This window comes from Hypericibacter sp. (assembly GCF_050729195.1).
In the GTDB taxonomy this organism is placed as follows: Bacteria; Pseudomonadota; Alphaproteobacteria; order Dongiales; family Dongiaceae; genus Hypericibacter.
The window spans coordinates 1-10,994 of the sequence record NZ_JBOHKS010000205.1; the positions used below are offsets into that span (position 1 = coordinate 1).

Sequence of the window (10,994 nt, forward strand, 5' to 3'; positions counted from 1 at the left end):
GTCCTCGACCACCGTCAGCCGCATGCCGTCGAGCTCGATGCCGAGCTCGGCGCAGGCCTTGGGTCCGTCCGCGAGAAGCCGCGCCTTGTAGGCCGGATCGCTCCAGGCCTTCGCCACCACGCGCGCGCCCAGATGAGGCCCTCGCACGTCCATGCGTTCGATCTGGCCACGGACCTCGTCGGCGGTCAGCACGCCCTTCTCGACCAGAAGCTCGCGCAGCGCGACCGCCATCACCTGGTAATGGCCGGTGGGCGGCGGATCGTCGCTTTGTGTTGGATGGCGATGCGGCGCGCCGGTTCCATGATGGCGGTCATGGTCGTGATCATGCGGATGGTTCTGGCTCATTCCATCACCTCATCGTCACACCGGCTCGAGCCAGTTGGCATAGAGCTCGATCTCGATGCTGTCGCTGTCGGGGCCTTCATAGCCCGACCAGATCTCGTGCTGCTGGAAGCGAACGCGGTAGAGCGGCAGCTCGGGCTTGCCGGCGCGGCCGAAGGCGCGCTCTTCGGCATTGACGCAGTCGCCGCAATCGCGCTCGATCACGCCCAGCGCCCCGCGGATATAGATGGGCGTGCGGATATGCCCGGGCGGAAAAGCGCGGCGTACCCGCACGGAGTCCCCGGGTCGAAAGCGCCGGTTCTTTGTCGCCGCAGTCGTCATTGCCGGCCCTCGGTTTCGATCTCGGCCATGCGCTTGCCGAGCTCGTCGGCAGTGATGACGCCGCGCTGCATCAGATTCCAGGCGATCGAGGCGGTCCAGCGCTCGTAATAGGACATCGAGCTGTAAGCCTCGGCACCCAGACGCTCGATCGCGTTGCGCAGCTCGTCGACGCTGAAGACGCCCTTGCGCGTCAAGAGCACGAGAAGCGCATCCACGCGTTTCTCCCAGAGCGTGACCGCATGCTCATGGCGATCGACGGCGCCGCCGGGAAGCCCACCCATATCGTGGATCCCGCGCGCAAGCTCCGGGACGTCGTCGCTGGGAAACTTCGTCATGATCGCGGGACCTCATGCAGGAGGGACGGAGAAGGTCATGCGGTCGAGATTACAATCCCCGCGGCGGCTCCACGCAAATCGTTTGTGGTTTCAGGCCCGCCAGCGTGGCTCAGCTGCCGGCCGTGGCCGCGGCCTCGCGCCGGATCCAGTCGCGGAAGGCCGCGAGCTTGGGCCGCTCGAAGGCGCCTGCCGGCGCCACGAGGTAATAGCCGTAATCGGTCGAGAGCATGGTCTTGAAGGGCCGGATCAGGCGGCCGGCGGCGAGATCGTCGCCGACGAGAGCGCCCGGCGAGAGGGCCACGCCGAGCCCGTCGATCGCCGCCTGGATCATCAGGTTCGAATAGTTGAAGGCGAGCGTACGGTTGGGACGGATCTGCCCCACGCCGGCGGCGGTGAGCCAGGCGGCCCAGGCATCCTCGCGCCAGTCATAGTCGATCAAGAGCGTGTGGTTCGCGAGGTCCTCGGGCTTCTGCAGCGGCGGCGTTCCGGTCAGGAGTGCGGGGCTGCAGACCGGGAACCAGTCATGGCGCATCAGCTTGTCGACCAGGAGATCGGGCCAGTTGCCGCGCCCATAGCGGATCGCGAGATCGATATCGTCGCGCGCGAAATCGACCAGCTTCTCGCTCGCCGTAATGCGCACATCGATGTCGGGATATTCCTGGCGGAAGGTGCGCAAGCGCGGCACCAGCCATTTCGCGGCGAAGGAGGGCAGCGTGCTGACCGTGAGCGGCCCCGCGCTCTCGCGCCGCTTCAATTGCCGCGAGGCTTCGCCCAGCCGATCGAAGGCCTCCATCACCGGCTTCAGATAGGCCTGGCCCGCGTCGGTCAGGATCACCTGGCGGTTGGCGCGCCGGAACAGGCGCACGCCCAACCATTCCTCCAGCGCCTTGATCTGGTGGCTGACGGCGCTGTGGGTGACATGAAGCTCGTCGGCCGCGCGGCTGAAGGAGAGGAGGCGCGCGGCGGCGGAGAAATACTGGATGGATTTCAAAGGCGGGAGACGGTCGGCCATGGCCCCGGAATGTCCCGTTACATGTGAGGTGAGCTAACAGAACCTATGAGAAACTATCGTTTGCCGGTGACCCCTGCAAGCGTCATGTTCTAGCCCATGAAACAAGGGCGGAAGCGGTTTTGACGACCTCGTCAGCAACCCTGGCCCTCTGTGAAAGGAATGAAGAAATGATGACCGAATCTCTGGATTGCCGGTTGGGGACCGAGGCCAGTCGGAATCAGAACCGTTCCCTTTCCCTGAAGGCCAACGACCTGGATCGGACCGCTTTCCACCGGGTCGGCGAATGGCTGGTCCGGGTGACCGACTCGCTCCTGTCCTGGCAGTACCGGGCCCATGAGCGCTCCCACCTCATGACCCTGGACGACCGCATGTTGCGCGATATCGGGCTGGCCCGTGCCGATGTGGAGAACGAGGCCGCGAAGCCCTTCTGGCGTCCCTGAGGGAAGGTCACCCCGTCGTGGCAGACCTTCCCTACTTCCGCCGGCTGGCCCGATATAACGGTTGGGCCAACCGGCGGCTTTATTTTGCCTGCGCCGATTTCTCACCCGCCGAATGGGCGGCCCTCCGCGCCGGCTTCTTCCCCTCCCTGCAGAAGACGCTCAACCACATCCTGGTTGGCGACCGTCTCTGGCTGGCCCGGTTCGAGCAGGCCGAACCGCCCTATCGCCGCCTCGACGAGCTGCCCCATCCGGAATTTTCCGAATTAAAAGCGGCGCGCGAGGCCGAGGACGAGCGGATTGTCACCTACACAATGGGACTGGATTCCGAGCGTCTCGCGGGCGATCTGATCTATACCAACGTGGCCGGCGAGCCCCAGCGCACGCCGCTCCACTGGGCTCTGACACATTTCTTTAATCATCAAACCCACCATCGCGGCCAGGCGCACGCCATGCTCTCGAGCACCGCGGTGAAGCCGCCCTCGCTGGATCTGATCCTGTTCCTGCGGGAAGAGCTGGCGAGCTGAGGCCGCCCCTTTGTCACCCCCGGGCTTGACCCGGGGGTCCAGCGACTGGATTGCCGGGTCAAGCCCGGCAATGACAGGAAAGAAAGGGGTGGCCGCTCAGACCGCCCTGCCCTGCCAATACTCCCACACGCTCGCCGGCGGCAAATTCGCGAAGACGCGTTCGGCGACGCGGCCGACCAGTCCGAAGCGGCGGCGTGCGATCGGCGAGAAGGGGCCGTAGGTGAATTGGATGATGGGGCCGTCCTTGCCGACGACCTTGAGCGCCTCCTCGACGATCTTCTGCTGCACGGGCTTGCTCATGGAAAGCAGCGGCAGGCCCGACACCACGGCGCGAATCGGCGGCAGATGCATCGGTCCCAGGAGCCGCGACAGCTCGGTGGCATCGCCCAGGATGATGCGCGCGGTCGGAAACTGCTTATGCAGCAGCGCATGCAGGGTCGGGTCGCGCTCGATCACGATCAGATCCTCGGGCGCGATGCCGGTCTCGATCAGGCCGCGGGTGATGACGCCGGTGCCGCCGCCCAGCTCGACCACCGGACCTTTGCGATCGGTCGGCACCAGCCGCGCCATGGCCAGCGCCAGCTCGCGGCTCGAGGGCACAATCGCCCCCAGCTTCATCGGGTTGCGGATCCAGATTTTGAGCCAGGTCAGATGATGTGACGACATGTGGTCCAATCGGAGAATGGCGGCAGAATGGCAAGCTTCAGCGACAACTCTATTACATGGCGATGATTTGGCAGGCGCAACAGGGTGTCGCCATGCCTCGAACCCTCACGGGGCGCGGCTGAGAAACAGGCGGTTCAACGCATTGAAAAGCCTGTAGGTGGCCGTGAACTCGGCGGTGAAGTAGACCGGCGTCCAGCGCTTGGGGTTCTGCTCCGCCAGGAGTGCGGCGATCTGGGCGATGGAGCGCCGCCCGTCGATCGCCGCCAGGATCGGGCCCGCCCCGGCCGAGGTGGCGAAGCGCGCTTCATATCCGTCGGCCTTGACGGTGAGCTTCCCGCCCGGCCGCAAGCCCCGCGCCAGCTCGACGCCGTTGCCCTCCTTGAGCACCGGCACCGCGGTGACATCCTCGGCATCCGCGACCGCCATCGTCGCGCGACCCTTCGGCACGGCATAGACGATATGAGTCTTGAGATTGCCGGCAAGCAGCTCGGCCGCCGCCGCGCGCTGCCAGCGGTCGAGCGCGTTCAAGGGCGCCAGCAGCTTTTGATCGGCGAGATAGCTCGCGGGATCGTAGCGCCAGGGCTCGATCAGCGCGGTCGGCGCGAGGCCGGCGGCATCGATCAGCGCCACCAGCTCCGGCACGCGATAGGCGCGGTCGCGCGCATGCAGCAGCAGATCGTGGATGCCGGCATCGCCGGCGCGCATGTGATCGCCGAGCACGGGATTGCGCGCGAAGAGATTGGTCGAGGGCAATTGCCGCAGCAGGCGCTTGGCGGTCTCGATGCGTTTCTCGGCGGGATCGCTCTCGCCCAGCATCCGCAGGAGATCCTGCATCGGATAGACGCCCGAACGCCCGAATTCACCATAGACCATGAGGCCGATGCCGCCCGTGGGCGACAGCGCCTGGCCCAGGATGCGCAAGCTCGCGGCCGGATCGGCCAGATGATGCAGCACGCCGCAGCAATCGATGTAGTCGAAGGCGCCCAGCCCCAGTCGCGGCAATTGCTCGATCGCCGCCGCGTGGAAGGTCACGCTCCCGATCTCGCGCGCGCGGATGCGCGCCTCGGCGATATTGCGCGAGGCATGGCTCAGATCGAGGTAATGGATCTCGGCGGGACAGCCGATCTCGGCCAGTTGCTGCGCCAGCATGACCAGTCCGTCGCCGGTGCCGCCGCCCGCCACCAGCGCGCGGAAGGGCTGCTGCCAGTCGCGCTGGCCGGCGAAGAGGTAGTGATCGATCTCGAGGCGGTGGCTGGGCGAGCCTTCGATCAGCCGCTTGGTCTCCTCGCGCGGATCGCGCGGCGGATAGGGATAGGCCTCATATTGCTCGCGGACGCGATCGTCGCTCATGGGCGGCGCGGAGGGCTGGCTCAGCCGCGGCCGGTGGTCAGCACCACCTTGCCCGTGGCGCGCCGCGAGGTCAGAAGCTCGAGTGCCGTCGCCGCCTCCGCCAGATCGAAGCGATGGGAAACGAGCGGCTTGAGCTTGCCTTCGCGATGCCAGGCGAAGAGCTGGCGGAAGGAGCTTTCGACCAGCTGGGGCTGCTTGCGGCGATAGGAGCCCCAATAGATGCCCATGGCCGCGAGATTCTTCACCAGCAGATAGTTGGCCGGGATCTGCGGCACGCCGCCGCCGGCAAATCCCACGATCAGAAGACGGCCGCCCCAGTTGGTGCATTTGAGCGCCTGGTCGAACAGCTCGCCGCCGACCGGGTCATAGACCACGTCGACGCCACCGCCCTCGCAGATCTCCTTGATGCGCTGGCGCAGGGTCTCGGCGCGATAATCGATCAGATGATCGGCGCCATGGGCCTTGGCGATGGCGAGCTTCTCCGGCCCGCCGGCGCAGGCGATCACGCTCGCTCCCATCGCCTTGCCGATTTCGACGGCGGTCAGGCCGACGCCGCCCGAGGCGCCCAGCACCAGCAAGGTTTCGCCGGACTTGATATGGGCGCGCCATTCGAGCGCGCCATGCGAGGTGCCATAGGCGATGGCGAAGCCGGCGGCGGTGACGAAATCCATCTCGGGAGGAATCAGGAAGCAGTCGATCTCGCGCGCCAGCGCCTGCTCCGCGAAGCCGCCATGATCGACCACGGCCATGACGCGATCGCCGGGCTTCACCCGGCGCACATGGGCGCCGGTCGATTTGACGCGGCCGGCCACTTCGAAGCCGGGCACGAAGGGCGGCAGCGGCCGCTCCTGATACTTGCCGGCGATGATGAGCGAGTCGGCGAAATTGAGACCGCAGGCGGCGACGTCGATTTCCACCTGGTCGTTCTCGGGTGCGGGCAGATCCGGCCGCTCGGCGAGCGCCAATTGATCGACACCACCCCAGGCCCGCGCCTCGATGACGCGCATCGCTCAGAAACGCCCTTCGCCGGTGGAGCGGATGCGACCGACCTCGAGATGGGCGCGATTGAGCACGGGCGGCATCAGGAGATTGGCGAACTGTTTGGCTTCGGCTGCCGACACCAGCTTGAGGCGGCGCAGGGTCTGCGCCATCGCCGCTTCGGCTGCGCGTCCGGCCCCATCGTCGGCCTTGATCGCCACGCCGAGGCCGAGGCTGGGAAGGATCGCGGCATAGACGCCCTCGGCCCCGCCCTTGAGCACGAAGCGATTCTTGAAGACCGCCATCGTGCTCGAGCCGAAGCGGCCGGTGCCGCCGAGCAGCATCGGCCAAGCCATGATCGCCGAGACGATGCGCTTGCAGGCATTGGCGCGGTCGGCCGAGAGCTTGCGCGGATCGGCCATCCTCGCGAGCCCGTGGGCCATGGCGCGCAACGGCATGCCCAGCACCGGAATGCCGCAGCCGTCGATACCGCGGGGGCTCCGGGTCAGATCGACGCCGGTCATTTCCGACATCGCCTGGGTCACGCGCTGCTGCACCGGATGCTCGTAGCGGATATAGCCTTTGGTCGGCTCGCCTTCATGGCGCGCGGTGGTGAGGAAGCCCGAATGCTTGCCCGAGCAGTTGTTGTAGATCGCGGTGATGTCGCCACCATTGGCGACGAGCTGCAGCATGGTCGGCTCGTGATAGGGCAGATGCGCGCCGCATTCGAGATCGGCGATCTCGCAGCCGATGCGCGCGAGCCAATCATGGACCCGGTCGGTATGCTGCGGCTCGCCGTTATGCGAGGCGCAGGCGAGCGCGATCTCGGGCTCGCCCAGCTTGAACGCGTCGGCGGCACCCGTCTCGAGCAGCGGCAGGGCCTGGAACGGCTTGATCGCGGAGCGCCCGTAGATCGGCCGCTCGATGTCGCCCCAGCTTTCGACCAGCTTGCCGCCGGCATCGACGACGGCCACCGCGACGCGATGACGGCTCTCGACCATCTCGCCGCGCGTGACCTCGATCAGCACCGGGTTGGCGGGCGGTTTCTGATCGGCGGATGCCGGCCGGGAGGCCCGCGGTTGCACCACCGGCGTCGCGACCGATTTGATCTTGGTCTTCGCCTTGGCTTTGACCTTGGTCTTTGCCCGGCTCTTGCCGCCGGCCGCCCGTTTCGCATTCGCGTTGCGACCGGCGGTCTTGCGGGCCGCTTTGCGTGCCATCGCCCGAAACCGTTTCCATTGACCCGAGGGCGCCACCTTGCCTTGGGCGCGCGGCCCATGCAACCTTCGCCGCCATGCGTGGTTATTTCGGCATCGGCATCGAAGGCGTCAGCAAGCCGATGAATCTCGGCAGCCTGATGCGCACGGCCCATGCCTTCGGCGCCAGCTTCTGCTTCGCCATCGGCGCGGTGTTCGACACGCGCGAGGCGCGCCTGGCCGATACGTCAGACGCCCTGCAGAGCCTGCCCTTCCACGACTATCCGGACCTCGAGGCCTTCCAATTGCCGAAGGGCTGCCAACTGGTCGGGTTGGAATTCATCGAGGATGCGGTCGAGCTGCCGAGCTTTCGCCATCCGACGCGCGCCGCCTATGTGATGGGGGCCGAACGCGACGATCTTTCGCCCGCACTCCTCGCGCGCTGCGACCATGTCGTGAAGATCCCGACGCAGTTCTGCGTCAACGTCGCGATGGCGGGCGCCCTGGTCATGTATGACCGGATGATCTCGCGGGGACGCTTCGCGGAACGGCCGGTGCGCGCCGGCGGTCCGAAGGAACCGCAGACCCCGCACCGCCATGGCGAGCCGATCTGGAAACAGAAGCAGCGAACGCGCTTGCTGAAACCCTAAGAGGGTCGCTCCGGATAGGGCGTTGTTAAGAATAAATTAACCAGACTCAACGCCTTCTGGGTGGGTTCGCAGGAAATGCGCGAACGACCGGGTGTTTTCCGCCGAAATATGGTTAATTTGCTTCGCTTGCTCTTGCAGCTTTCCGCGAATTGCCCTAAATGGGCGACCACGGAAAGACTACAACCTGTTGTCATTTAAGGCAAATTTTAGGCAGCCCTCCGGGCGGGCAGCGCGAAGCTAGGTAGGTGATCGGTATGAAACGCCTCGTGTCGTTCCTTTTTGCTTGCGGTCTGGTTGCCGCGGTTTCCGCGCAACCCGCCCTGGCCCAAGAGCCCAAGCAAATCGGCAAGTTCGGCTCCTGGACCGCGATGACTTTCCAGGAAGACGGGCATACCGCCTGCTACGTGATGAGCCAACCAACCCGCAAAGAGGGAAATTATACCCGCCGCGGCGAGGTCTATCTTTTGATTACGCATCGGCCGGCGCAGAAGTCGACCGGCGTGGTGAGCTTCGCCGCTGGTTACGACTACAAGCCCGATGGACAGGTCAAAGTCGATGTCGATGGCACCGGCTTCGATCTTTTCACCAAGGACGATACCGCCTGGGCCCGCGATGGCGACGATGCCAAAATCGTCGATGCCATGGTCAAGGGCACGACCCTCGCTATCAGCGGCGAATCCTCGCGCGGCACGAAGACGGTCGATACCTATTCGCTGACCGGCTTCGGCAAGGCGCTCCAGGCCATCAACAAGGCCTGCGAAGTCGGCGGCTGAGGGAGCGCCGGGTTCGTCAGGACCCGGCGACAATGCCGACGACAGCCAATGTCGGCCGAGGAGCGGAAGCGGTCAAAGATCATGCATCGCCGATGGGTCGGATTGATCTGCCTCCTCCTGATCGGGATCGCATCCGCGGCTCGCGCTGAAACACCCGACAGCGTATTTCTCGAAGAACTGACCTGGACCGAGCTGCGCGATCAGATTGCGGCCGGCAAGACCACGATCATCCTGCCGGTCGGCGGGACCGAGCAGAGCGGTCCGGCGATGGCGCTCGGCAAGCATAATCACCGGGCGGTCCTGCTTTCCGAGAAGATCGCGCGGCGGCTCGGCAACGCGCTGGTGGCGCCCGTCATCGCCTATGTGCCGGAAGGCACGATCGATCCGCCGACCGCGCATATGCGCTTTCCCGGCACGATCACCGTTCCCGACGACGTCTTCGAGAAGACGCTCGAATATGCGGCCCGCAGCTTCAAGCTGCATGGCTTCCGGGACATCGTTTTCCTGGGCGATCATGGCGGTTATCAAAAGGATGAGACGGTCGTGGCCGATCGTCTCAATCGCGAATGGGCCAAGACGCCGGTGCGCGTCCATGCGCTGATCGAGTATTACGACATCACGCAGACGGATTATGTGAAGGCGCTCGAGGCCCGCGGCTACAGCGCGGAGGAAATCGGGACCCATGCGGGGCTCGCCGATACCTCGCTCACGCTGGCACTGGATCCGAGCCTGGTCCGCCTCGACCAGCTCCAGGCTGGGACAAAATTCGAACGCGCCGACGGGGTTTATGGCGATCCGCGGCGATCGAGCGCCGAGCTCGGCCAGATCGGTGTGGATCTGATTGTCGCACGCACGGTGAAGGACATCGCCAACGCGGTACAAGAGCGCTAGCGTCCCGCGCTACAACAGACCCTGGCGGCGCATCGCCATGGCGCAATCCTTCATGTCGAAAATGAATAATCCGCAATCTTTCATCGGTCGCACCGCACTCATCGCGCTTGGCGTCGTCGTCCTGGCGAGCCTCGCCGCCGGCGCCGCTTGGGCGCGGCCCGAGATCCAGACCGTCCCCGGCATGGCGCCCGTGGTCGATCCCGACAATCTCTACAGCGAGGCCGGCGCCAATCTGTTCAATCCGGCGACGGCCGGCGCGCTGTCGCGGGTTTATGTTCCCAACCGGCGCTCCAACAGCGTCGATGTGATCGATCCGGCGACGCGCAAGGTCATCGACAGCTTCAAGGTCGGAATCAGCCCGCAGCATATCGTGCCGTCCTGGGACCTGAAGACTCTCTGGGTCGTCAATAACGGGCATGAGAACCGCAAGGGCATCGATGGCAGCGTCACGCCGATCAATCCCTTGACCGGCAAGCCGGGTCCCGAGATCCCGGTCGAGGATCCCTACAATCTCTATTTCACGCCCGACGGCAGCTCCGCGATCGTGGTGGCCGAGATGCATAAGCGGCTCGACTTCCGCGATCCGCATACGATGAAACTGCAGATGTCGCTGGAGACGCCCGACTGCAACGGCATCAACCACGCCGATTTCTCGATCGACGGGCGCTACGCGATCTTCACCTGCGAGTTCGACGGCACGGTGGCGAAGATCGACATGGTCGATCGCAAGGTGCTGGGTTATCTGGCGCTGCCGCGATCGAAGCATGGCATGCCGCAGGACATCCGCATCTCGCCGGACGGCAAGCTGTTCTATGTCGCCGACATGCATATCGGCGGGGTCTATGTCATCGACGGCGCCAGCTTCACCGTGGTGGGCTTCATCGCGACCGGGCCCGGTACCCATGGCCTCTATCCCAGCCGCGACGGGACCAAGCTTTACGTCTCCAATCGCGGCAGCGGCATGGTCTTCGCCAAGCCGCATGGCGAGGGCAGCATCAGCGTGATCGATTTCGCGACCCGGAAGGTCGTCGCCAACTGGCCGGTTCCCGGCGGCGGCAGCCCCGACATGGGCAATGTCTCGGCCGACGGCTCGCATCTCTGGCTCTCGGGCCGGTTCGACGATGTGGTCTATGACATCGACACGGCGACCGGGGCCATCACGCAGATCAAGGTCGGGCGCGAGCCCCATGGGCTCACGGTATGGCCGCAGCCCGGCCGCTATTCCTTGGGCCATACCGGCAATATGCGCTGAAGCCTGCCCCGGCCTGGGCTTGAATAAGCCTCTGACCGGCCTAACCTTTCAGGCGGGCCCGGCTGCCTTGCCTGCGGCCATGGAACGCGGGGGCCGAGCCATCGCGCCATGGACCCCCTGGGCCCCCGGGTGATAAGACAGGCCGGCTTTCCTGGCCCTGCATCGCCGCAAGAGTATGATCCGACGCCCATGAGCACGACCGCGCATGCCCTGAACTTCGCGCCGCCCGCCGCCCCCGCGGACGGGCGCCGGAATCTCGTGGGT

General features: G+C 65.6%; 14 protein-coding genes. 6 read left to right on the forward strand and 8 right to left on the reverse strand.

Annotated elements, in window-relative coordinates:
* The 4 genes from ACREE8_RS15855 to ACREE8_RS15870 all read right to left on the reverse strand — a co-directional run.
* Positions 1-345 (reverse strand): nitrile hydratase subunit alpha (locus ACREE8_RS15855; RefSeq protein ID WP_431573980.1); only part of this gene is annotated, 345 nt, incomplete at its 3' end.
* A 15-nt stretch (positions 346-360) separates the two neighbouring features.
* On the reverse strand, positions 361-663 hold the full coding sequence (locus ACREE8_RS15860; protein ID WP_431573981.1) for an SH3-like domain-containing protein: 303 nt from the start codon (positions 661-663) through the stop codon (positions 361-363).
* Positions 660-998, reverse strand: a complete 339-nt coding sequence (locus tag ACREE8_RS15865) for a hypothetical protein (protein ID WP_431573982.1) — start codon at positions 996-998, stop codon at positions 660-662. The genes ACREE8_RS15860 and ACREE8_RS15865 overlap by 4 nt, the downstream gene beginning before the upstream one ends.
* A 109-nt stretch (positions 999-1,107) precedes the next feature.
* Positions 1,108-2,010, reverse strand: a complete 903-nt coding sequence (locus tag ACREE8_RS15870; protein WP_431573983.1) for a transcriptional regulator GcvA — start codon at positions 2,008-2,010, stop codon at positions 1,108-1,110.
* A 167-nt stretch (positions 2,011-2,177) separates the two neighbouring features.
* Here ACREE8_RS15870 and ACREE8_RS15875 point away from each other — a divergent pair, with 167 nt between their 5' ends.
* Both ACREE8_RS15875 and ACREE8_RS15880 read left to right on the forward strand, forming a co-directional pair.
* Positions 2,178-2,450, forward strand: coding sequence for a DUF1127 domain-containing protein (locus ACREE8_RS15875; protein ID WP_431573984.1), 273 nt, complete (start codon positions 2,178-2,180; stop codon positions 2,448-2,450).
* Positions 2,451-2,467: 17 nt separating this feature from the next.
* Positions 2,468-2,974: a DinB family protein gene (locus tag ACREE8_RS15880; RefSeq protein WP_431573985.1), complete on the forward strand. Its 507-nt coding sequence runs from the start codon at positions 2,468-2,470 to the stop codon at positions 2,972-2,974.
* A gap of 96 nt (positions 2,975-3,070) precedes the next feature.
* On the opposite strand, the gene ACREE8_RS15885 is transcribed toward ACREE8_RS15880, so the two are convergent.
* From ACREE8_RS15885 to ACREE8_RS15900, 4 genes are all read right to left on the reverse strand, one after another.
* Positions 3,071-3,640, reverse strand: a complete 570-nt coding sequence (locus ACREE8_RS15885; RefSeq protein ID WP_431573986.1) for a class I SAM-dependent methyltransferase — start codon at positions 3,638-3,640, stop codon at positions 3,071-3,073.
* Between the two features lie 105 nt (positions 3,641-3,745).
* Positions 3,746-4,990, reverse strand: coding sequence for a class I SAM-dependent methyltransferase (locus ACREE8_RS15890; protein ID WP_431573987.1), 1,245 nt, complete (start codon positions 4,988-4,990; stop codon positions 3,746-3,748).
* Between the two features lie 20 nt (positions 4,991-5,010).
* Positions 5,011-5,997, reverse strand: coding sequence for an NADPH:quinone oxidoreductase family protein (locus ACREE8_RS15895; protein ID WP_431573988.1), 987 nt, complete (start codon positions 5,995-5,997; stop codon positions 5,011-5,013).
* Positions 5,998-6,000: 3 nt separating this feature from the next.
* Positions 6,001-7,188 carry an asparaginase gene (locus tag ACREE8_RS15900; protein WP_431573989.1) on the reverse strand — a complete coding sequence of 396 codons (1,188 nt, stop codon included), beginning with the start codon at positions 7,186-7,188 and terminating at the stop codon, positions 6,001-6,003.
* 74 nt (positions 7,189-7,262) lie between these two features.
* Here ACREE8_RS15900 and ACREE8_RS15905 point away from each other — a divergent pair, with 74 nt between their 5' ends.
* From ACREE8_RS15905 to ACREE8_RS15920, 4 genes are all read left to right on the forward strand, one after another.
* The gene (locus tag ACREE8_RS15905) at positions 7,263-7,814 is read left to right on the forward strand and encodes an RNA methyltransferase (protein ID WP_431573990.1); all 552 of its coding nucleotides are present in this window, start codon (positions 7,263-7,265) and stop codon (positions 7,812-7,814) included.
* A gap of 254 nt (positions 7,815-8,068) precedes the next feature.
* Positions 8,069-8,587: an invasion associated locus B family protein gene (locus ACREE8_RS15910; RefSeq protein ID WP_431573991.1), complete on the forward strand. Its 519-nt coding sequence runs from the start codon at positions 8,069-8,071 to the stop codon at positions 8,585-8,587.
* 81 nt (positions 8,588-8,668) lie between these two features.
* Positions 8,669-9,478, forward strand: coding sequence for a creatininase family protein (locus tag ACREE8_RS15915; protein ID WP_431573992.1), 810 nt, complete (start codon positions 8,669-8,671; stop codon positions 9,476-9,478).
* 52 nt (positions 9,479-9,530) lie between these two features.
* The gene (locus tag ACREE8_RS15920) at positions 9,531-10,730 is read left to right on the forward strand and encodes a hypothetical protein (protein WP_431573993.1); all 1,200 of its coding nucleotides are present in this window, start codon (positions 9,531-9,533) and stop codon (positions 10,728-10,730) included.
* The last annotated feature ends 264 nt before the right edge of the window (positions 10,731-10,994 follow it).